Raw genomic sequence first — 22,636 nt, 5'->3', positions numbered from 1 at the left:
CAAAAAGATAGAAATTGAAAGTTTTTGATAGAAAATGCTTGACATTGAAAATTAAAGAGGTATAATAATAATCGTAAACGATTTCAAAGGAGGTGCTTTATGCTGAAGTCGGAAAGAAAGCAGGTTATTCTAGAGACAGTCATAAGAGAAAAATTTGTTTCCTTAGACTATCTAGTACATGCTTTAAACACTTCAGAATCAACTATTAGAAGAGATTTGGATGAGTTGGAGAGCGAGCATAAACTGCGACGAGTTCATGGTGGAGCCGAAAGCTTTCATTTTCTACAGGAAGAGGAGAGTAATCAGGAAAAATCTATCAAAAGCATTCAAGAAAAGATAGCTATTGCCAAGATGGCAGCAAGCTTGATTCAAGAGCATGATGTGATTTTTATTGATGCGGGGACAACCAATGAGCTCTTAGTCAATGAGCTGCATGACCCTAGAGTGACAGTTGTCACCAACTCCATTCACCATGCGACTAAGTTGGTAGAGCGCAATATCCCAACAATCATAATCGGCGGAAAGGTCAAGCGCTCGACGGATGCCAGCATTGGCGGTGTGGCCCTAAATCAAATCGGTCAGTTGAATTTCGATAAGGCCTTTATTGGAATGAATGGCATTGACGATGGCTTCTTTACCACTCCAGATATGGAAGAAGGAGCTGTCAAAAGAGCGATTTTGGAGAACGCTAAGAAAACTTATGTCTTGGCTGATCTTTCTAAACTAGGACAGACGTCCTTTGTCAAGGTCGCTCCTCTTGCCAAAGCAAGCATTATTACTAATCAAAATGAATCAGAAGTGATTCAAGCGCTCAAAGAAAAAACGGAGGTGATTGAAGTATGATTTATACTGTCACACTAAACCCTTCCATCGACTATATTGTCCGTCTGGACAAGGTCCTTATAGGAAGCGTCAATCGGATGGACAGTGACGACAAATTCGCTGGCGGAAAAGGAATCAATGTTAGCCGAGTTCTCAAACGTCTAGGTATTGAGAATACAGCGATTGGATTTATCGGTGGTTTTACTGGCAAGTTCATCACAGATACTCTGAAAGAGGAAGGAATCTCCAGCCATTTTGTAGAAGTTGAGCAGGATACTCGTATCAATGTCAAGATTAAAGCAGATGCTGAGACAGAGATTAATGGACCAGGTCCTAACATTTCCAGTTATAAACTAGAAGAACTTGAGAAGTTCCTTTCTTCTCTGACTTCAGAAGATACAGTAGTCTTCGCAGGCAGCAGTCCTAAAAATCTAGGAAATGTTGTCTACAAGGAGCTGATTGGCTTAACCAGAAAGACAGGAGCACAAGTCGTCTGTGACTTTGAAGGCCAGACGTTGCTTGATTCATTAGAGTTTGAGCCGCTCTTAGTCAAACCTAACAACCACGAACTAGGTGATATTTTCGGAGTCAAGCTTGAAAGCTTGGATCAGATTGAGAGTTATGCCCGTCAAATCTTAGATAAGGGTGCCCAGCATGTGATTATTTCCATGGCTGGCGACGGTGCCTTGCTGGTAACTCAAGAGGGTGCCTACTTCGCTAAACCTATCAAGGGCGATGTGAAGAATTCTGTTGGTGCTGGAGACTCCATGGTGGCTGGGTTTACTGGAGAGTTTGTCCGGTCTAGCGATGTTATTCAAGCCTTCAAATGGGGAGTGGCCTGCGGAACGGCGACCACCTTCTCAGATGATTTGGCCACAGCTGATTACATAAAAGAAATCTATGAAAAAGTAGAGGTAGAAAAAATATGAAAATTCAAGACTTACTAAGAAAAGATGTGATGTTGCTAGACTTGCAGGCAACAGAGAAAAAAGCCGTTATCGAAGAAATGATTCAGAGTTTAGTAGATCATGGCTATGTGACAGACTTCGAGACATTCAAAGAAGGAATTTTGGCTCGTGAAGCCTTGACTTCTACAGGTCTGGGTGACGGAATCGCTATGCCTCACAGCAAAAATACTGCGGTGAAAGAAGCGACGGTGCTTTTTGCCAAGTCAAATAAAGGCGTAGATTATGAAAGTTTGGATGGCCAACCAACTGACCTTTTTTTCATGATTGCAGCTCCAGAAGGTGCTAACGATACTCACTTGGCTGCCTTGGCTGAATTGTCTCAATACCTGATGAAGGATGGTTTTGCGGATAAATTGCGCCAAGTGACTTCGCCTGATCAGGTGATTGAGCTCTTTAACCAAGCTTCGGAAAAAGCAGAAGAACCTGCTGTTGTTGAACCTGCTAATGAAGGCGGAGACTTCCTTGTAGCTGTAACAGCTTGTACAACAGGGATTGCACATACTTACATGGCTCAAGAGGCTTTGCAGAAGGTCGCTGCTGAAATGGGTGTCGGCATAAAGGTTGAAACCAACGGTGCCAGTGGTGTCGGAAATAAACTGACAGCAGAAGATATCAAAAATGCCAAGGCTGTTATCATTGCGGCTGATAAAGCAGTAGAGATGGATCGCTTTGATGGCAAACCATTGATCAATCGTCCAGTTGCGGACGGTATTCGTAAGACTGAAGAACTGATTAATCTGGCTCTTTCTGGAAATGCAGAGGTTTACAAGGCTGCTAACGGCGGCGGTGCTGCAGAATCAAGCAATGAAAAACTTAGTCTGGGCGCTGCTTTCTACAAGCACTTGATGAGTGGTGTTTCCCAAATGTTGCCATTCGTTATTGGTGGCGGTATTATGATTGCCATTGCATTCTTGCTAGATCAGGTCTTAGGTGTACCAAAAGATCAGCTTTCTAATCTAGGAAGCTACCATGAGATTGCAGCTCAGTTTAAAGCAATTGGTGGTGCAGCCTTTGGCTTCATGTTGCCAGTATTAGCTGGTTATATCGCTTATTCAATCGCTGAAAAGCCAGGTCTAGTTTCTGGTTTCGTAGCTGGTGCCATTGCAAGCAGCGGTGCATCATTTGGTGGTGTTGCCTATGCTGAAGGCGGTCAGAAGACTCTTGATTTAGTTGGTGTATCATCTGGTTTCCTTGGAGCTTTGGTAGGTGGCTTCTTAGCTGGTGGTATCATCCTTCTCCTTCGTAAGCTTCTTGCAGGTCTGCCTCGCTCACTTGAAGGTATCCGTTCAATCTTGCTCTTGCCTCTTCTGGGCGTTCTTGTGACTGGATTTGTGATGTTGGCGGTCAATATTCCAATGTCAGCAATCAATACAGCCCTGAATGATTTCTTGGCAAGTCTGAGCGGAAGCTCGGCTGTCCTCCTCGGTCTCTTAGTCGGTGGTATGATGGCTGTCGATATGGGTGGACCGGTTAATAAGGCTGCTTACGTATTCGGTACTAGTACACTTGCAAGCACTGTTTCAACTGGTGGTTCGCCTGTTATGGCAGCGGTAATGGCAGCTGGTATGGTTCCGCCTTTGGCAGTATTTATTGCAACTCTTTTGTTCAAACATAAATTCACTGAAGAAGAACGTGATTCAGGTTTGACAAACATTGTCATGGGTTTGTCTTTCATCACAGAAGGAGCTATCCCGTTTGGAGCTGCTGACCCAGCCCGTGCTATTCCAAGCTTTATCGTAGGTTCAGCTCTTACAGGTGCTCTTGTAGGATTGTCTGGTATCAAGCTCATGGCTCCTCACGGAGGAATCTTCGTTATCGGTTTGACAAACAATCCAATCCTTTACTTGGTATATGTATTGATTGGTGCAGTAGTCAGCGGTCTTATCTTTGGTTACCTGCGCAAACCACTTGAAAAATAATATTTAAAAGAATCTCGCTTGTCAGTGAGGTTCTTTTTTGTGTTTTCTGGCCTGCAAATTTTAGCATGGAAACTTCGCTCGATATATGGTATAATGTGCCTATCGCATATTTTTAGGAGAATAAAAATGAACATACAGCGCGAAAAAGAATTTGTTAGTCAGTACCATTTTGATGCCCGAAATTTTGAATGGGAAAAAGAAAATGGAACACCTGAAACCAAGGTTGATGTGAATTTCCAATTGGTCAAAAGAGATGTTGAAGCCCACACAACTTCATTGATTGTGATTTTGACCTTTATGATTGTTTTTGAGAATTTTGTTATCAGCGGAACTATTTCGCAAGCCAACCACATTCACGGTCGCCTTATTGAAGAACCGAGTGAATTTGACCACGATGAAGTAGAAGAACTGGCTCGGCCTTGCTTGACCATGCTTAACCGCTTGACTTATGAAGTGACAGAAATTGCTCTGGATTTGCCAGGGATTAATTTGGAGTTTTAATCATGAAGTTAGCGGTTATCACAGATTCATCGGCCTATCTGCCGGCTTCGCTGCTGGAGAATGAAAATCTTTTCGTCTTGGATATTCCAGTCGTGATTGCTGGTGAGACTTATGTCGAAGGCAGAAATTTAACAGCCAGTGAATTTTATGAAAAAATGGCTCAGTCAGATGAACTGCCCAAGACCAGTCAGCCTAGCATTGCGGACCTAGAAGAGATTCTTACTATTCTAGACGGAAAAGACTATACCCATGTTCTGGGACTCTTTCTATCTAGCGGAATTTCTGGTTTTTATCAAAACATTCAGTATCTGAAAGATGAGTTTCATGGTTTGAAAATTGCCTTTCCGGATTCTAAGATTACCAGTGCACCGCTCGGTATCATGGTCCAATCTGCTCTAGAGTGGGCAGAACAAGGGCTGGAGTTTGAAGCAATTTTAGCCAATGTCCAGAAGCAGATAGATGGCACCAGTGCTTTTATCATGGTGGATGACTTGAACCACTTGGTCAAAGGGGGACGCCTGTCTAACGGTGCAGCTATTCTGGGGAATCTGCTGAGTATCAAGCCTATTCTGTATTTTAACGATCATGGTGTAATAGAAGTTTTTGAAAAGATTCGGACGGAGAAGAAAGCTATCAAGCGTATGTTGGAACTTGTCCAAGAAAGAACAGCAGGCGGTGCTTATCAGATTATGGTTATCCATGGCAATGCGCCAGAAAAAGCAGCTGAACTTCAGCAAAATCTGCTAGACAGTGGTATTATTAGTGAAGTTCCTATCGCAACCTTTGGCAGTGTTATCGGGACTCACTTAGGTGAGGGCAGCGTTGCACTTGGGCATATTCCTATGATTTGATTGCTTGAAAGACTGAGCTTGTCTCTGTAAGGTGGAAAACATGAGTATCAAAGTTTTTATTGCTGGTTTTAAAGGGAAAATGGGCCGAGCAGCCTATAAAATGGTAACAGAAGATCCTCAACTAGAATTAGTTGGACTGCTGGATCCTTTTACGGATGAAAAAGAAGTGGCTGGTGTTCCTGTCTTCAATGCTAAGGAAGAATTGGCTGGGCTGGAAGCCCATGTCTGGGTTGATTTTACAACCCCTAAAGTAGCTTATGACAATACTCGTTTTGCTCTGGAGCAGGGATTTTGCCCAGTGGTCGGAACGACAGGTTTTACTCCAGAACAGTTGGAAGATTTAATCGCATTGTCTAGGGAAAAGGAGCTAGGCGGATTGATTGCTCCGAATTTTGCCTTGGGAGCTGTTTTGCTGATGCAGTTTGCAGCTCAGGCCGCCAAGTATTTCCCAAATGTAGAAATTATCGAGCTACATCATGACCAGAAAAAAGATGCACCGAGCGGGACGGCTATCAAGACAGCCGAGCTCATCAGTCAAGTCAGATCAAGCAAGCAGCAGGGAGCTACTGATGAGGAAGAGTCTATAGCCGGCGCCCGCGGAGCTGATTTCGATGGCATGCGTATTCATTCGGTTCGCTTGCCAGGTCTAGTTGCCCACCAAGAAGTAATCTTCGGCAGCCAGGGAGAGGGGTTGACCCTGCGGCATGATTCTTATGACCGTGCTTCCTTTATGACAGGAGTTAATCTTGCCATTAAAGAAGTTGTCAAACGCTCAGAATTAGTCTATGGATTGGAACATTTACTATGAGATTAGAAACTCTGCCTTCTGAATTTCAGGAGGCTTTGCCAGTATTAGAGAAGATAAAAACGGCTGGCTTTGAAGCTTATTTCGTTGGGGGTTCTGTTCGAGATGCCCTTTTGCAGCGATCTATTCACGATGTGGATATCGCTAGCTCCAGCTATCCTGAGGAAACCAAGCGTATCTTTGACCGGACAGTTGATGTGGGGATTGAACATGGGACCGTCTTGGTTCTGGAAAATAACCGTGAATACGAAGTGACGACTTTCCGGACCGAGGATGTCTATGTGGACTACCGCAGGCCAAGCAAGGTTTCTTTTGTGCGCTCTTTGGAGGAAGATCTCAAGCGGCGCGATTTCACTATCAATGCTCTAGCTTTGGATGAAAACGGTCAAGTCATCGATCTTTTCCAAGGTTTGGATGACTTAGAAAATCGGATTTTGCGGGCAGTTGGAACTGCTGCAGAGCGCTTTAATGAAGATGCTCTCCGTATCATGCGGGGCTTTCGTTTTCAGGCCGCCTTGGATTTTGACTTGGAGCAAGATACTTTTGTAGCTATGAAGGATTGTGCTCCCTTGCTGGAAAAGATTTCAGTCGAACGAATTTTTATCGAGTTCGACAAGCTACTGCTGGCTCCATTTTGGCACAAGGGTTTAGAGGCACTCTTGACAAGCGGTGCTATAGAATTTTTGCCAGATTTGAAGGAAAGCAGAGCTAAGTTAGAAAGGCTCTTTGACTTGGCTTCAGATTTTCGCTTTTCAGCATCCGAGCAAGCTTGGTCAGCCATTTTACTGGCTTTAGATGTGCAAAATGTCAAAGGCTTTCTAAAAAAATGGAAGACCTCTCGTGAATTTGCCAAGAAAGTAGAAGATTTGATTGAGATTGCGGTCATTCGCTCAGAACGAGACTTGACCAAGCGAGACTGCTATGACTATGACATTGACTTATTGCTACAAGCAGAAGAGCTTCGGGAGGCACAAGGTTTGTCAGTTGATTTCTCTGCGATTCAGAATCTTGATGCCAGTTTGACTATTCATAGTAAGCAGGAAATGGTGGTCAATGGCGGCATGCTGATGCGGGAGTTCGGCTTTGAGCCAGGACCAAAACTTGGCCAAATTTTGAAAGAGTTGGAATACGCTATTGTAGATGGCTACTTACCTAATGATTTAGAGGCCATTTACGCTTATATCAAGGAGAAGAAATGAGCGATTTTATCGTTGAAAAGCTAACTAAATCAGTAGGAGATAAGACTGTTTTTCGAGACATTTCCTTTATTATTCATGATCTGGATCGGATTGGTCTGATTGGTGTCAATGGAACAGGAAAGACAACGCTCCTGGATGTCTTGTCGGGCAAGTCGGGCTTTGATGGAGATGTCAGCCCTTTTTCTGCTAAGACGGGCTATAAGATTGCTTATCTGACTCAGGAGCCTGATTTTGATGAGGATCAGACGGTGCTGGATACGGTTTTGTCCAGTGATTTACGAGAAATGCAGTTGATTCGAGAGTATGAGCTGCTCCTGACGGCTTATGATGAAAGTCAACAGTCAAGACTAGAAGCGGTTATGGCCGAGATGGACTCGCTCCATGCTTGGGAAATCGAAAGTCAGGTCAAGACGGTTCTGTCCAAGCTTGGTCTGACAAATCTGTCTCTCAAGGTTGGTCAGTTATCAGGAGGCCTTCGTCGCCGAGTTCAGCTGGCTCAAGTTCTCTTAGGTGATGCTGATTTGCTCTTGCTGGACGAGCCGACTAACCACCTAGATATCGATACCATTGAATGGCTGACGCATTTCTTGAAAAATTCTAAGAAGACCGTTCTTTTCATCACCCATGATCGCTATTTCTTGGATAACATTTCAACTCGGATTTTTGAGCTAGATGGCGGTCGCTTGATTGAATATCAAGGAAATTATCAAGACTATGTCCGTCTTAAGGCGGAGCAAGATGAACGGGATGCGGCCTTGCTTCATAAGAAACAGCAACTGTACAAGCAGGAGCTATCCTGGATGCGGCGGCAGCCCCAGGCGCGGGCAACCAAGCAACAGGCTCGTATCAATCGTTTCCATGACCTAAAGAAAGATTTGGCAGGCCAGACGACTGATAGCAACCTGGAAATGAACTTTGAAACGAGCCGTATCGGTAAGAAGGTTATCGAGTTTCAAAACGTAGACTTTGCTTATGACCAGAAGCCTATTCTCTCTCAGTTTAGCCTTTTAATCCAGAACAAGGACCGTATTGGGATTGTTGGAGATAACGGTGTCGGCAAGTCAACCTTGCTCAATCTGATTGCCGGTAAACTTCATCCTCAGGCTGGTCAGCTCATTATCGGAGAGACAGTCCGAGTGGCCTATTTCTCTCAGCAGATTGAGGGTTTGGATGAGTCTAAGCGGGTCATTAATTATCTGCAAGAAGTGGCTGAGGAAGTCAAGATAGGCAGTGGAACGACTTCCATTGCAGAACTCTTGGAGCAGTTTCTTTTTCCTCGTTCTACTCATGGGACTTTAATCGAAAAGCTTTCTGGCGGAGAGAAAAAGCGGCTGTATCTGCTCAAACTTCTCTTAGAAAAGCCGAATGTCTTGCTTCTTGACGAGCCGACCAATGATTTGGATATTGCGACTCTGACGGTCTTGGAGAATTTTCTGCAAGGATTTGCAGGTCCAGTTATTACAGTCAGCCATGACCGTTATTTCCTAGACAAAGTTGCAAGCAAGATTTTGGCTTTTGAGGATGGAAGTATCAGAGATTTTTTCGGAAATTACACGGATTACTTAGATGAAAAAGCCTTTCTGGCAGAAAGCTCTGCCATTTCCCAAAAGACTGAAAAGGAAAAAACGGTCAAAGTGCGCGAGGAGAAAAAGCGCATGACCTACTTTGAGAAGCAGGAGTGGGAGTCTATTGAGGCTGATATCGAGGCGCTGGAGGAGCGGATTTCTGAGATTGAAGCGGCCATGCAGGAGAATGGCTCGGACTTTGCTCGCCTATCTCAACTCCAGCAAGAACTGGATGAGCAGAACGAAAAACTTCTGGAAAAATACGAGCGCTATGAATACCTGAGCGGGTTAGATGGATGAAAGAAGTAGTGTTTAGGCAGAGCTGGTTGAAAATATTCCTTTTTGCTTTATTGGCGAGCGCTCTTGCTGTCTTTATGACTGCAGTTCTTGTATTACCATCTAAAAACGGATACCTATTATTTGACTCCAATATTTCTGTGATTGAAAAAATGTTTTTGGTGATAGGTACAATTGTTTTTGATTTTCTGTCTATTTTAGTATGGATTTGTTTGTTTAGAGATAAACGTTTTCTTCGTCTAACGGAACAGGGATTTTACTTTAAACCCCTTCTTTTTAGAGAAGTTTCGTTTCATAGTTGGGGAGAAATCCAGAGTATAGACTATAGAATTGAACGTATTCGACATTATGCAAAATATCAATTATTCAATAAGAGACATATTTTAACGATTTGTTTTCATTCAGTAGATCCTGCAGTTTTGAAGAGAAGTAGGCTCGCTTCGAGAAAGAGTAAAAGATATAAGTTTGGAATGCCTGAAGCGTTAGAAATTACTCTTATGTTACTGAAAAAAGAGAAACCAAAATATATTTATGAAACGATGATGGATTACCATAATCAATGGCAAGCAAGTCAGAAGGGTATTTAAGGTGAAGGTATAGTCCGAACAGTTTCATAAACTGTAAATCTAAAACCTTTAGAGATGGAACGGAGGCATCTATGAAACTAAGATTGGAAAATACCGACTCAAAGAAAACTCAAGAACTAGGAAATTTAATCAGATCCTACAATCGCTCTAAGAGGGAGTCCTCCAAAAGTGAACCTCTTAACATCTATGTGGAAGATGAACATGGAAATTTGCTGGCTGGTATGGCGGCTGAAACTTTTGGTAATTGGCTGGAGATTGAGTATTTGTATGTGAGCGAAGAATTACGAGGGCAAGGCATAGGCTCAAAAATACTGTGCAAGGCTGAACAAGAAGCCAGAGAAAGAAAATGCAAATATTCATTTGTGGATACGTATCGGTTTCAAGCCCCAGATTTTTATAAACAGCACGGCTATACAGAAGTGTTTGCGCTGAAAGACTATCCTTATACTGGTGAAAGATATTATTATACAAAAGACTTGTGAGTTTACTTTGGGAATAAAGAAGAATTCGATTTTCACTTTTCTTTATGCAAACCTTTTCCTTACTGAAAAAATCTGATATAATGATGATAAATAAAACACAGAGGAGAACATCATGTCGAAAAAAATAATCGGAATTGACCTTGGTGGAACATCTATTAAGTTTGCTATTTTGACTTCAGAGGGCGAAATTCAGGAAAAATGGTCCATTAAAACCAATGTTTTGGACGAAGGTAGCCATATCGTAGAGGATATGATTGAGTCAATCCTGCACCGTTTGGACTTGCTTCAGCTTTCAGCAGAGGATTTTATTGGGATTGGTATGGGATCGCCAGGAGTTGTTGACCGCGAAAAAGGCACTGTTATTGGTGCTTACAATCTCAATTGGAAGACGTTGCAACCGGTCAAGGATAAGATTGAAAAAGCGACTGGGATTCCTTTCTATATTGACAACGATGCTAACGTTGCCGCTTTGGGCGAACGTTGGATGGGTGCTGGAGAGAACCAGCCTGATGTAGTCTTTATGACACTGGGTACAGGTGTTGGCGGAGGAATTGTTGCAGAAGGCAAGCTCTTGCACGGACTTGCTGGAGCAGCAGGAGAGTTGGGCCACATCACTGTTGACTTCGATCAGCCGATTCAATGTACCTGTGGCAAGAAAGGCTGCCTAGAGACTGTTGCATCTGCGACTGGTATTGTTAATTTGACTCGTCGCTATGCTGATGAGTATGCTGGTGATGCTGAGCTGAAAAAACTGATTGACAATGGTGAAGATGTCAATGCAAAGGTTGTCTTCGACTTGGCGAAAGAGGGCGATGAGCTGGCTCTGATTGTCTATCGCAATTTCGCGCGCTATCTAGGTATTGCCTGTGCCAATATCGGCTCTATCCTAAATCCATCTACAATTGTTATCGGAGGTGGCGTATCAGCTGCGGGTGATTTCTTACTTGATGGCGTGCGCAAGGTTTATGAAGAAAATAGCTTCCCGCAGGTTCGTACTTCAACCAAGTTGGCCTTGGCTACTCTTGGAAATGATGCTGGCGTTATCGGGGCAGCTTCATTGGTATTACAATAATTCTACAAGTATGCTTCATTTGTTCTCCTGCAGAAAGGTCTGTAGGAGAATTTTTATAGAAAATTTGCTATACTAGAAAAAGCTCACTGAACGAAGGAGAAATCATGACGCTAGCAGATACGATTTTCAAAGAGAATATTAAAAAAATTATGGAGCAGGGTGTTTTTTCTGAAAATGCCCGTCCGCGCTACAAGGATGGAAATGTAGCCAACTCTAAATATATCACTGGCTCTTTTGCGGAATATGATTTGAGCAAAGGAGAGTTCCCAATCACGACTCTGCGCCCTATTGCCATCAAGTCTGCCATCAAGGAAGTTCTTTGGATCTATCAAGACCAGTCTAATAGTCTGGAACTGCTCAACGACAAGTATAATGTTCACTATTGGAATGACTGGGAAGTTGGCGATACAGGTACCATTGGCCAGCGCTACGGAGCTGTTGTCAAGAAGCACAATATTATCAATAAAATTCTCCAACAGTTGGAAGCCAATCCTTGGAACCGTCGCAATATCATCTCTCTCTGGGATTATGAAGCTTTTGAAGAGAGTGACGGCCTGCTTCCATGCGCTTTTCAAACCATGTTTGACGTTCGGCGTGTAGATGGAGACATTTATCTGGATGCGACTCTGACTCAGCGCTCAAATGATATGTTAGTTGCTCACCACATCAATGCTATGCAGTATGTGGCTCTGCAGATGATGATTGCCAAGCATTTCGGCTGGAAGGTCGGCAAGTTCTTTTACTTTATCAATAACTTGCACATCTATGACAATCAGTTCGAGCAGGCGGAGGAGCTATTGCGTCGGGAACCTAGCGACTGTTACCCTAGGCTCGTGTTAAATGTGCCGGATGGAACCAATTTCTTTGATATCAAAGCAGAAGATTTTGACTTGCTGGACTATAATCCCGTTAAACCTCAGCTGAAGTTCGATTTGGCTATTTAACGATTTTGATAAGTGTATGCGAAAACTGCCAACCTCTGCAAAAGTTCTGCTTGAATCATACTTTAAACATGCCTTTTTACAGCAAATTTGATAGAATAGAGTTACTAATACAAAGGATAAAAGGATGACAAAGAAGATTATTGCCATTTGGGCTCAGGCAGAGGATGGTCTGATTGGAAAAGACAAGGTCATGCCCTGGCATCTCCCGGCAGAATTGCAGCATTTTAAGGCAACAACCACTGGACATGCTATTTTGATGGGGCGTGTGACCTTTGATGGTTTGCAGCGTCGCGTTTTGCCAAATCGGGTCAGTCTGATTTTGAGCAGGGACAAGAACTATCAAGTTAATAATGAGAATGTCCTGCTGTTCAGCAATGTGGAAGATGTCTTGGATTGGTATCATAAGCAAGATAGAAACTTGTATATTATCGGCGGAGCGCAGATTATCAGGGCTTTTGAGCCGTATTTGGAAGAATTGATTCAGACTCAGATTGCTGCTAAGCTGGAAGGAGATACCTATTTCCCTGAGACATTTGACTGGGCTCCTTATCAGGAAGTTAGCAGTGAATTTCATGCCAAAGATGAAAAGAATCCTTATGATTTTACAATAAAAAGATACCAAAGGAAGGACTCGTAAGAATGGAACGTAGTATTTTTGGTTTTTTTACGGCCTTTTTATGTGTCATTTGTCTTATTTGTGCCGTTCAAACCTTTCGGAAAAAGCGGTTTGGACTGGCAGCTTTATTTTTGCTGAATGCTTTTACAAACTTGGTAAATTCCATTCATGCTTTTTATATGACACTTTTTTAACATGTACGAAAGAAAATAAATAGATTTAGAATTTTAGAATTGGAGTAAATAATGCCTACAAGTCGTAATGATGATATGATGGTTTTTTGTTCTTTCTGTGGGAAGAACCAAGATGAGGTTCAGAAGATTATCGCTGGTAACAATGCCTTTATCTGTAATGAATGTGTGGAACTGGCACAGGAAATCATCCGTGAAGAGTTAGCCGAGGAAGTGCTGGCAGATCTGTCTGAGGTACCAAAACCTCAGGAGCTGCTGAACATCTTGAACCACTATGTTATCGGGCAAGACCGAGCTAAGCGTGCCTTAGCAGTAGCGGTCTATAATCACTACAAGCGTATTAACTACCACGACAGCCGCGAAGAAGAAGATGTGGAACTGCAAAAGTCAAATATTTTGATGATTGGCCCGACCGGGTCAGGTAAGACCTTCCTGGCGCAGACTCTGGCTCGCAGTCTTAATGTGCCTTTTGCCATTGCGGACGCAACTGCTCTGACTGAAGCTGGTTATGTCGGTGAAGATGTGGAGAATATCCTCCTCAAGCTTTTGCAGGCGGCTGACTTTAATATTGAGCGTGCAGAACGCGGGATTATCTATGTCGATGAGATTGACAAGATTGCTAAGAAAGGCGAAAACGTCTCTATCACTCGTGATGTTTCGGGTGAAGGAGTTCAGCAAGCTCTTCTGAAGATTATCGAAGGAACCGTAGCGAGTGTACCGCCGCAGGGTGGACGCAAGCATCCGCAGCAGGAAATGATTCAGGTTGATACCAAGAATATTCTCTTCATTGTTGGCGGTGCTTTTGACGGTATCGAAGAAATCGTAAAACAGCGTCTGGGTGAGAAAATCATTGGTTTCGGTCAGAATAACCGAGCAATCGACGAAGATAGTTCCTATATGCAGGAAATTATCTCAGAAGACGTTCAAAAGTTTGGAATTATCCCTGAGTTGATTGGCCGTTTGCCTGTTTTTGCTGCTCTGGAGCAACTGACAGTTGATGATTTGGTCCGTATTCTGAAAGAGCCTAGAAACGCCCTTATTAAGCAGTATCAGGCCCTTCTGTCTTATGATGACGTTAAGCTTGAATTTGACGAGGATGCTCTGCAGGAGATTGCCAATAAAGCGATTGAACGTAAAACAGGTGCACGCGGACTTCGATCAATCATCGAAGAAACTATGATGGATGTCATGTTTGAAGTTCCAAGTCAAGAAAATGTCAAACTTGTCCGTATTACCAAAGAAGCAGTAGATGGAACAGATAAGCCTATTCTAGAAACTGCCTAACGAGGTGCTTATGGAAATCAATACCCACAATGCAGAGATTTTGCTGAGTGCAGCTAATAAATCGCATTACCCTCAAGACGATATTCCGGAGATTGCTTTAGCAGGCAGGTCCAACGTTGGAAAGTCTAGCTTCATCAATACACTTCTCAATCGCAAAAATTTAGCGCGAACTTCAGGAAAACCTGGAAAAACTCAGCTGCTAAACTTTTTCAACATTGATGATAAACTGCGTTTTGTCGATGTGCCAGGTTATGGCTATGCCCGTGTTTCCAAAAAAGAGCGTGAAAAATGGGGGCGGATGATTGAGGAGTATCTGACCAGTCGTGAAAATCTCAGAGCGGTTGTCAGCCTCGTCGATCTTCGGCACGATCCTAGTGCAGATGATGTGCAGATGTATGAATTTCTGAAATATTATGACATTCCGGTTATCCTAGTAGCGACCAAAGCTGATAAAATCCCTCGCGGAAAATGGAATAAGCACGAGTCGGCCATTAAGAAAAAACTGGATTTTGACAAAAATGATGATTTCATTCTTTTTTCCTCAGTCACCAAGGATGGCTTAGATGCTGCTTGGGACGCGATTTTATCAAAAATTTAATAATACGAATTAAATCCAACTCGTTTTTGAGTTGGATTTTTTGAAATAAAACGAAAAATGTCATATACTTGTAAATTATCAATAGTGTTTTTTTAATCTTTAGTATGTTACAATGGTATCATTAACATCTTATTCAGGAGAAGTGCTGTGAAAAAGAGAATTTCAAAAAAAGGTAAGAGAATCCTTTCAGCTTTATTCATCATGACAACAACAATTGCTGTTGGTTTTGTCTTGGCCAAGCATATTAATCCTGCTAGCGCTAATAATAGCGATCAGCAGCCTATGAATCAGACAGACTATTTCATTTCACAAATCGGTGAGCCAGCGCGTCAGTTGGGACAGGATAATAATCTTTATGCCTCTGTTATGATTGCACAGGCTATTTTAGAAAGTGGCTCAGGACAGTCTGGTCTGTCAGGTGAACCTCATTATAACCTTTTCGGTATCAAAGGTAACTATGATGGTCAGTCTGCTAATATGGAGACTTGGGAAGATGATGGAGAGGGAAATGCCTACACCATCAATGACAGTTTTCGTTCTTATCCTAGCTATGTAGAGTCCCTGCAAGACTATGTTGCTGTACTCAAGCAAGGGCATTTTGCAGGTGCTTGGAAGAGCAATGCACCAACCTATCAGGATGCAACAGCTGCCCTGACTGGTGTCTATGCGACAGATACTAGTTACAATGCCAAATTGAATTATATTATTGAAAAATACGATTTGACTCGCTTTGATTCACCACTCTATGAGTCTGGAGCTGGTTATATCGTTTACAATCCTTATCGTCAGCAATACACTACTCAAGATGTCTTGGATGTCGATACTGCCTGGGCGAATAGATTTTAATAAAGACAACAAAAAAGAGGGAGACCTCTTTTTATGTTTAATCGTAGATTCTAGGAGTATAGCATGGGAAAATTTAAAGATTTGCTTGACAAGCAAGAAATTATTATTTTAGATGGAGCCTTAGGTACAGAGTTGGAAAGCCGGGGTTATGATGTATCTGGTAAGCTTTGGTCCGCTCAATACCTATTAGACCAGCCTCAGATTATTCAAGATGTGCATGAAAGCTATGTGAGAGCTGGCAGTGACATCATCACTACGTCCAGTTATCAGGCTAGCATTCCAGCATTTATAGAGGCAGGACTAACTCCTGAAAAGGGTTACGATCTTTTAAAAGAGACAGTCTTCTTAGCACAAAAGGCAATCGAAAATGTCTGGCAAGAATTATCTCCAGAAGAGCAAAAGCAGCGCTCTTATCCATTAGTTGCTGGGTCAGTAGGACCTTATGCTGCCTATCTGGCCGACGGTTCAGAATATACGGGAAATTATCAGCTGAGCGAGGCAGAATTTCGAGAGTTTCACTGCCCGCGTATTCAAGCTTTACTAGAAGCTGGGAGCGACTTGTTGGCTATTGAAACGATTCCAAATGGAGCAGAAGCGGCAGCAATCCTCCGACTTTTAGCTGAGGAATTTCCGCAGGCTGAGGCTTATTTGTCCTTTGTCGCCCAGTCGGAGAATGCTATATCAGATGGCACTAAGATTGAGGAATTAGGAAACTTGGCTCAAGAAAGCCCACAAGTCTTGGCAGTTGGTTTTAACTGTACAGCTCCACATTTAATTGCTCCATTATTAGATGCACTTGGACAAGTGTGCAACAAACCTTTTCTGACCTATCCAAACTCTGGCGAAACTTATAATGGCTTGACCAAGACTTGGCATGATGATCCAGAGCAGGAGCGGAGCTTGCTGGAAAATAGTAAACTTTGGCAAAATCAAGGTGTACGGCTTTTTGGCGGTTGCTGCCGAACACGGCCAGAAGATATTGCTCAGTTAGCAAAAGGATTTAAGGGTTGAAAAGTTATTTTTCAATCCTTTTTTAGAAAATTTAAAAAGGTTCTAGAAAACGCTATCAAAAGAAAGAACTTTGTGATATACTATACATAGTTTAAATTAATAGGAGAATTTTTTATGCCTGAATCGACATTTATCCCTAAAATTGAAGCAGCTTGCCGCAAGAAAGAAGCTTTGTTTGATACAAGCAAGGCCAAGTACGCCGTTCGTTCCATCTTTGCTGGAGCTTTCCTAACCGTTAGTACTGGTGCTGGAGCCATTGCAGCGGATTTGACGAATAAGATTGTTCCAGGAACTGGGCGTTTTCTCTTTCCTTTCATCTTTGCTTGGGGATTGGCTTACATTGTCTTTCTAAATGCAGAGTTGGTGACTTCCAACATGATGTTTCTGACTGCTGGTACTTTTTTGAAGAAGATTGACTGGAAAAAAGCCTTGATGATTTTGCTTTATTGTACCTTTTTCAATCTGATTGGCGCCTTGATTGCCGGCTGGCTCTTTGCTAACTCGGCTGCTTATGCAGGGCTTAGCAAAGATAGTTTCATTTCAGGTGTTGTGCAGATGAAGCTTGCTCGCTCTAATGAGCTGATTCTGCTCGAGGGAGTCTTGGCCAATATCTTTGTTAATATCGCTATTCTTTCCTTCGTTTTAGTCAAGGATAGTACAGCTAAGCTTTTCTTAGTTATATCAGCCATTTATATGTTTGTATTCCTGACTAACGAACACTTGGCAGCCAATTTTGCTTCCTTTGCTATCGTGAAATTCAGCTCAGCAGCAGCGGAAGTGCAAAATTTTGGTATTGGAAATATCCTACGCCACTGGGGCGTAACCTTTATCGGTAACCTCATCGGTGGTGGTCTACTCATTGGTTTGCCATACGCTTGGTTTAATAAAAAGGAAGAAAATTACGTAGATTAGAATGCAGCCTTTAGGGCTGTATTTTTTTGAGAAAATATTTAGATTTTACCTTTCTAAAGTCTAATTCAAACCAAGCTGTCAATATCTTTCAGTTCTCTAATACTGCCTTTGACTAACTTTCTAGTCTTTTTTATGTTCGTTGGCTATCAATCTCTAATATCTAAGCAAAAAAATTGACAGATATATCAAAGTTTGTTAAATTAATTTGGTATATTATGTCATCAAAAGGAGATGTTATGAATAAGATCACTATTCAGTCACCAGATGGAAGCAAAGTCAAAACCTTGTCACCATCTTACTCTATTACAACTTTTCTATTTAGTTTTTTTGTACCACTTTTTCGAAAAGACTGGAAATACTTTGGTATTATTTTAGGTTCTTTCTGCGCTTTGCTTGTTATTGCTGTGCTTTTCATTCCAGAAGATTTGTTAAAGCCAACTGGAACAGCCTTTAATTTCTTTTGGACTTTTTTCTATAATCGTTTTTGGATAAAAGATCGTGTTTTCAATGATGGATGGTTACCTGTCGATGAAGAAAGCAGAAGTCTGCTTAAGAAGACTTTTCCTAATATGCCATAAAACTACTGAAATAAATTTTCACTACGAAAAACAAAGTTACATACACAAGAGGGGGAATGCGATATAAAAGGAGATAAAGAATTGAGTTTAGGAGGAACTGTGGGAAGTGGGAAAAAGATTTGAGTTTTCGCCGCTTAGAGCTAGAATTTTGATGATGATTGGTCCAGTAATAAGTGCTATCTTCTTTGGTTTATATTCGTGTAGTTTTATTTATTATACATTAAAAGAAGGATTATCATTTTGGCTAGATATGATTCGTGATAATTTTATGTTTATTCTTTTCTTTATTTGGATCCATATGAGTTTAGTCGAGTCTATCTATAGAATGATAAAAAAATAATCTTCTGTTAAACAGCAATATTCAGGAATTGAGAGGTTGTTACCCTGAGCTTGAAGATAGCTGGGACTATCTCAACGATGCGGACTACCTTGACAAAGATTTGCAAGTTTTGGTTTATGGCGATCATCTCATTTGTTACAGGACATTTGATATTGTCTACCTACCAGAATGTTCTAAGATAGGTGCATTTATGAAGGCGTCTGTTTTTCGTCTTTCCCGTTTTCGTGAGGTAAGACGAGTTCATTTTTCTGCATGGTACCTTGATGGCAGTGAATCTGAACTCCGGACAGATGAGTTGCGAAAGTTTATTGGAATGAATCAGAAAGCTCATAAAGACGCCTTATTTGATTATATAAGAGAGAACTTTGATTATATTGAACTCGAAACATACGACTAAGGGAAAGAAGTAGATATTAATCAAGTAAGAAATTTGCGGGATAGAAATATTAAATTCAAAAAGATTGCTTAAAAGACTTGCAATCTTTTTTTTCTTTTGCTATAATTATCAATGGTTTGAAAAAACTGCCTAAGACAGTAGGGGAGCTCGACTCATAAAGATCCTACCGAGGACAAAACGTATCATGTAAAAAGAAGCGTATTGTACTTTCGTGTCTAGGTTTGGGCGCGTTTTTCTTTTGGAAAATTCCCCAAGCAAAATAATTACGGAGGTGAAACACTAAATGAGTGAAGCTATTATTGCTAAAAAAGCGGAACTGGTTGACGCGGTTGCTGAGAAAATGAAAGCTGCTGCATCTATCGTCGTTGTTGACGCTCGTGGTTTGACTGTTGAGCAAGATACCGTTCTTCGTCGTGAGCTTCGTGGAAGCGAAGTTGAGTACAAAGTTATCAAAAACTCAATCTTGCGTCGTGCAGCTGAAAAAGCTGGACTTGAAGACCTGGCATCTGTTTTTGTTGGACCATCTGCAGTAGCATTTTCTAACGAAGATGTTGTTGCTCCAGCGAAAATTTTGAACGACTTTGCTAAGAACGCTGATGCACTTGAAATCAAAGGTGGTGCAATTGAAGGCGCTGTCGCATCAAAAGAAGAGATTCTTGCACTTGCAACTCTTCCAAACCGCGAAGGACTTCTTTCTATGCTCCTTTCTGTACTTCAAGCGCCAGTTCGCAACGTTGCACTTGCTGTCAAAGCAGTTGCAGAAAACAAAGAAGACGCAGCTTAATCTTAAGCTACGCAGCGTAGCCTAGCTACGAAAAAAATATTATAAATTTAAAAATTATTTGGAGGAAATAACAATGGCATTGAACATTGAAAACATTATTGCTGAAATTAAAGAAGCTTCAATCCTTGAATTGAACGACCTTGTAAAAGCTATCGAAGAAGAATTTGGTGTAACTGCAGCTGCTCCTGTAGCTGTAGCTGCTGCTGGTGCTGGTGAAGCTGCCGCTGCTAAAGATTCATTTGACGTTGAATTGACTGCAGCTGGTGACAAGAAAGTTGGCGTTATCAAAGTTGTACGCGAAATCACTGGTCTTGGCCTTAAAGAAGCTAAAGAACTCGTTGATGGTGCACCAAACGTTATCAAAGAAGGTGTTGCTGCAGCTGAAGCTGAAGAACTTAAAGCTAAATTGGAAGAAGCTGGAGCTTCAGTTACTCTTAAATAATAGAGTTTCCAATCATAGAAATCAACCAAGTCGAAAGACTTGGTTTTTTGTATCCAAAAATCATTTTTATGTTAAAACGCTAACAAAAAATAGGATTCTATGATATAATTTAGACAGATTATTGCGATTTAGGAGATATTATGAATAAGATAAAAATCGTCAGCAATCCTTATGAAAAAAGGGTTTTATTTGAGCGTTGGAATAATCAGCTGAATTCATGGACATCTATTGACGAAGATAGTAATTCTAATAGCAAACTGATTAGTAGCGAGTATCAAATTGGATTTTTTCCTTTTAAAGTTTATGAGATTATAAATCAAATAATTACTGAATATTCTAATCCCGATGATGTATTGTCTATCTGTTTTTCAGGTAGTGACGATGAGTATCAAGAACTAGAACGATTGATTACGGATATTAAGTTTGAGAATATTCAACTCGAAAAATCAGAAAAATATCTAGAAAATGCTAGAGATGTTTTGCCTGAAATAAATCGGATTTTTCAAAAATTAGATCCTTTAATAACAAAAAATATTGAGGATGAGAGTGGTGAGATACAGCAACAATTAAAGAGGTTTTCAGATGCTTCTAATGACATTGTCCCTATATGTGTTCTAGGGACTTATAGTGCTGGTAAATCAACTTTTATTAATTCATTGATTGGTTGCGAACTACTACCTAGTGCAGAAACACCTGTTACGGCGAAAGTCTACAAATTATCTTCTACTCCTCATAAGGATAGAGCAAGTATTCGAATTTTTTTTAAAGAAAAAGAAGCTAGAATCTTATTTCGAGATAATGAACTAGTTGTGCATGGCCTAGAAGATGGAGAAGAATTATTAGCTTCAATTAATGAGGTTTTGGATGAAGAGAAACCAACTTCAATTATTGAAAAAGTACGTTTTGTTTTGGAAGAATTAAATGATGTTTCTGATTCTGAATTAGGTGATCTAATTGAAATTGAGATTCCTTTTAGCAGAAGTGCTCTAGATGATATAAATTATAAAATTGCTATTTTTGATACTCCAGGTTCAAATTCTTCTACTAATCTCCAACATTCGGATGTTTTGGATAAGGCCATGAAAGGGATGTCTAACGGTCTTCCTATTTTTGTGACAGATAGCAGTTCGATGGACAGTACAGATAATGATAATTTAAAAGATAAGTTAAAGAAAGTTGCAGGTTTAGACAGTCGTTTTACTATGATTGTAGTAAATAAAGCAGAAACTGCAGATATTAACTTGAGAAGATTTAAAAAAGAATCTTTTAAACAAAAAATTATGAATCAATCAATACCGCGCGAACTGTATGCTCAAGGGATATTTTATGTTTCATCCATACTCGGTTTAGGTTCCAAGTTAGATGGCAAACTCAAGGGAGAATTCTACTCGGAATTATTCGATACCTACAAAGCTAAGTATTCAGATCCAGAAAATGATTATTATAAGAGGTTGTTTGATTTTAATCTCCTTCCTAGACAGATGATTTCTTCAATGGTTGAGACTGCAGAATCCAGTTCTAACATTATCTATGCTAATAGTGGTTTATTAACTATTGAAGATACAATTAAGAGTTTTGTGAATAAATATTCTCACTACGACAAGTGTCAACAAGCCAGGGATACTTTGAATCAATTGATTGGTATTACTGATAAAGAAATCGAAGAGAAAAATAAGGAATTGGGTAGCCGCAAGGTAGAGTTACAGAATAAACTTGATTCTCAAAAATCTGAAATTCTTGAAACAATTGATAAAAGCATATCTCAGGAAAGGGAAGACTATACTAGCCGATACCCTGAGGAAATGCTGAGTTATTTACAAAGCTTGACCAAGAATTTGAAAAAGGAAAGAGCAGAATCTCTGTATAAGGATTCCTATGAACAGATAGCTCTTGAATATCCTGAAGTGATTGTTGATGATATTCATTCAGGATCAGATGTCTTTTCAAAATTGAAAGGGCATATAGAAGATTCATTTAATAATTATAAGTTAGGTGAAGATAGACGAAGAAAGCTTGAAGAACAGGCTTCAGCAGAAGTTCTTAATATTATCAAGCAAGAGTTTAGTGAAAAGTTGGTTATGGCAAAGGAGCATTTCAACCAATTTTCAAAAGAATTTTGGGTTAATGCCACAGCTGATGTTCGAAAACAATTGGAGAAGGTTATTTCAGGCGATTTGGATATTCAGCCAGAGAAAAGAAAAGCTATTTCGGAAATCATTATTTCTTATGAAGAAATAGATTTTAATCAATTTGATTTAGGCAAATTTAATAGAGATGAATTAAGTTACATTTTTAGAATTGGTGACTATCGATTAAAATCAAATAAAATAAATATTTCAGGTCTGACTAATACTTATAATAAAGAATTTAAAGCTAAATTGACTGAGTTCAGTGAAAGTCTTCGCTCAGAACACGAACGTAAATTTAACAATTGGATGCGGGATTTGGGAAGTCTTATCAAAAGCAATATTATTGAATTTAGTCCGGAACTGAAGGAATTGGATCAGAGAATTCAAAAGGTTATTAAAGAAATTTACAGTCTTGAAGAGCAGCAAAAGCAGATTAAAACTTATGTAAATGAAATCAAGCGGATGATATCTTGGAAATAAGTGGAGATGTAGTTCG

At 40.7% G+C, this 22,636-nt stretch carries 23 protein-coding genes, 1 pseudogene and 1 other annotated feature; all 24 genes and pseudogenes read left to right on the top strand.

The features are described 5' to 3' along the window. Positions 1-99: 99 nt before the first annotated feature. Complete coding sequence (locus J1C81_RS06530; protein WP_002915314.1) at positions 100-843, top strand: DeoR/GlpR family DNA-binding transcription regulator; 744 nt, start codon at positions 100-102, stop codon at positions 841-843. Further along, positions 840-1,751: a 1-phosphofructokinase gene (gene pfkB, locus J1C81_RS06525; RefSeq protein WP_002915312.1), complete on the top strand. Its 912-nt coding sequence runs from the start codon at positions 840-842 to the stop codon at positions 1,749-1,751. The genes J1C81_RS06530 and pfkB overlap by 4 nt, the downstream gene beginning before the upstream one ends. After that, positions 1,748-3,709: a PTS fructose transporter subunit IIABC gene (locus J1C81_RS06520; RefSeq protein ID WP_002915310.1), complete on the top strand. Its 1,962-nt coding sequence runs from the start codon at positions 1,748-1,750 to the stop codon at positions 3,707-3,709. Before pfkB ends, J1C81_RS06520 begins: the two co-directional genes overlap by 4 nt. Before the next feature lie 126 nt (positions 3,710-3,835). Next, a complete protein-coding gene (locus J1C81_RS06515) occupies positions 3,836-4,210 on the top strand; it encodes a DUF1149 family protein (RefSeq protein WP_002915309.1) in 375 nt (124 codons plus the stop codon). Between the two features lie 2 nt (positions 4,211-4,212). After that, the gene (locus tag J1C81_RS06510; protein WP_002915308.1) at positions 4,213-5,061 is read left to right on the top strand and encodes a DegV family protein; all 849 of its coding nucleotides are present in this window, start codon (positions 4,213-4,215) and stop codon (positions 5,059-5,061) included. A gap of 40 nt (positions 5,062-5,101) precedes the next feature. Next, complete coding sequence (gene dapB, locus J1C81_RS06505) at positions 5,102-5,869, top strand: 4-hydroxy-tetrahydrodipicolinate reductase (RefSeq protein ID WP_002915307.1); 768 nt, start codon at positions 5,102-5,104, stop codon at positions 5,867-5,869. After that, positions 5,866-7,065, top strand: a complete 1,200-nt coding sequence (locus J1C81_RS06500) for a CCA tRNA nucleotidyltransferase (protein ID WP_002915306.1) — start codon at positions 5,866-5,868, stop codon at positions 7,063-7,065. Before dapB ends, J1C81_RS06500 begins: the two co-directional genes overlap by 4 nt. Continuing rightward, positions 7,062-8,930, top strand: a complete 1,869-nt coding sequence (locus J1C81_RS06495) for an ABC-F family ATP-binding cassette domain-containing protein (protein WP_002915305.1) — start codon at positions 7,062-7,064, stop codon at positions 8,928-8,930. The genes J1C81_RS06500 and J1C81_RS06495 overlap by 4 nt, the downstream gene beginning before the upstream one ends. After that, positions 8,927-9,514, top strand: a complete 588-nt coding sequence (locus J1C81_RS06490; RefSeq protein ID WP_002915304.1) for a hypothetical protein — start codon at positions 8,927-8,929, stop codon at positions 9,512-9,514. The genes J1C81_RS06495 and J1C81_RS06490 overlap by 4 nt, the downstream gene beginning before the upstream one ends. Positions 9,515-9,585: 71 nt before the next feature. Then, positions 9,586-9,996, top strand: a complete 411-nt coding sequence (locus J1C81_RS06485) for a GNAT family N-acetyltransferase (protein WP_002915302.1) — start codon at positions 9,586-9,588, stop codon at positions 9,994-9,996. A gap of 112 nt (positions 9,997-10,108) precedes the next feature. Then, positions 10,109-11,068 carry an ROK family glucokinase gene (locus J1C81_RS06480; RefSeq protein WP_002902862.1) on the top strand — a complete coding sequence of 320 codons (960 nt, stop codon included), beginning with the start codon at positions 10,109-10,111 and terminating at the stop codon, positions 11,066-11,068. Positions 11,069-11,172: 104 nt separating this feature from the next. Further along, on the top strand, positions 11,173-12,012 hold the full coding sequence (locus tag J1C81_RS06475) for a thymidylate synthase (protein ID WP_002915301.1): 840 nt from the start codon (positions 11,173-11,175) through the stop codon (positions 12,010-12,012). 124 nt (positions 12,013-12,136) lie between these two features. Beyond that, positions 12,137-12,649, top strand: coding sequence for a dihydrofolate reductase (locus J1C81_RS06470; protein WP_002915300.1), 513 nt, complete (start codon positions 12,137-12,139; stop codon positions 12,647-12,649). Between the two features lie 2 nt (positions 12,650-12,651). Continuing rightward, positions 12,652-12,822 (top strand): hypothetical protein, encoded by a 171-nt coding sequence (locus J1C81_RS06465; protein ID WP_002895584.1) that lies wholly within the window; start codon positions 12,652-12,654, stop codon positions 12,820-12,822. Between the two features lie 51 nt (positions 12,823-12,873). After that, complete coding sequence (gene clpX / locus J1C81_RS06460; RefSeq protein WP_002895582.1) at positions 12,874-14,103, top strand: ATP-dependent Clp protease ATP-binding subunit ClpX; 1,230 nt, start codon at positions 12,874-12,876, stop codon at positions 14,101-14,103. 10 nt (positions 14,104-14,113) lie between these two features. Further along, positions 14,114-14,701, top strand: a complete 588-nt coding sequence (gene yihA / locus J1C81_RS06455) for a ribosome biogenesis GTP-binding protein YihA/YsxC (protein WP_002915299.1) — start codon at positions 14,114-14,116, stop codon at positions 14,699-14,701. Between the two features lie 147 nt (positions 14,702-14,848). Further along, entirely contained in the window at positions 14,849-15,547 is a 699-nt protein-coding gene (locus J1C81_RS06450; protein ID WP_002915298.1) for a glucosaminidase domain-containing protein, read from the top strand. 63 nt (positions 15,548-15,610) lie between these two features. Next, positions 15,611-16,558 (top strand): homocysteine S-methyltransferase, encoded by a 948-nt coding sequence (gene mmuM / locus J1C81_RS06445; RefSeq protein WP_002915297.1) that lies wholly within the window; start codon positions 15,611-15,613, stop codon positions 16,556-16,558. Between the two features lie 114 nt (positions 16,559-16,672). After that, complete coding sequence (locus tag J1C81_RS06440) at positions 16,673-17,470, top strand: formate/nitrite transporter family protein (protein WP_002915296.1); 798 nt, start codon at positions 16,673-16,675, stop codon at positions 17,468-17,470. Positions 17,471-17,706: 236 nt separating this feature from the next. After that, the gene (locus J1C81_RS06435) at positions 17,707-18,048 is read left to right on the top strand and encodes a hypothetical protein (RefSeq protein ID WP_032909724.1); all 342 of its coding nucleotides are present in this window, start codon (positions 17,707-17,709) and stop codon (positions 18,046-18,048) included. Between the two features lie 106 nt (positions 18,049-18,154). Beyond that, positions 18,155-18,785: pseudogene (locus tag J1C81_RS06430) on the top strand (hypothetical protein). A gap of 110 nt (positions 18,786-18,895) precedes the next feature. Then, positions 18,896-19,031 (top strand) — a sequence feature (ribosomal protein L10 leader region). A gap of 37 nt (positions 19,032-19,068) precedes the next feature. After that, positions 19,069-19,569, top strand: a complete 501-nt coding sequence (gene rplJ, locus J1C81_RS06425; protein ID WP_002895572.1) for a 50S ribosomal protein L10 — start codon at positions 19,069-19,071, stop codon at positions 19,567-19,569. Positions 19,570-19,642: 73 nt separating this feature from the next. Beyond that, positions 19,643-20,011, top strand: a complete 369-nt coding sequence (gene rplL, locus J1C81_RS06420; RefSeq protein WP_002895571.1) for a 50S ribosomal protein L7/L12 — start codon at positions 19,643-19,645, stop codon at positions 20,009-20,011. A 140-nt stretch (positions 20,012-20,151) separates the two neighbouring features. Further along, on the top strand, positions 20,152-22,620 hold the full coding sequence (locus J1C81_RS06415; RefSeq protein ID WP_002915292.1) for a dynamin family protein: 2,469 nt from the start codon (positions 20,152-20,154) through the stop codon (positions 22,618-22,620). Positions 22,621-22,636: the final 16 nt, after the last annotated feature.

Source organism: Streptococcus sanguinis (assembly GCF_050225395.1).
In the GTDB taxonomy this organism is placed as follows: domain Bacteria; phylum Bacillota; class Bacilli; order Lactobacillales; family Streptococcaceae; genus Streptococcus.
The sequence above is the reverse complement of the archived record's forward strand: the minus strand, read 5'-3'. Positions and strand labels throughout refer to the sequence as shown.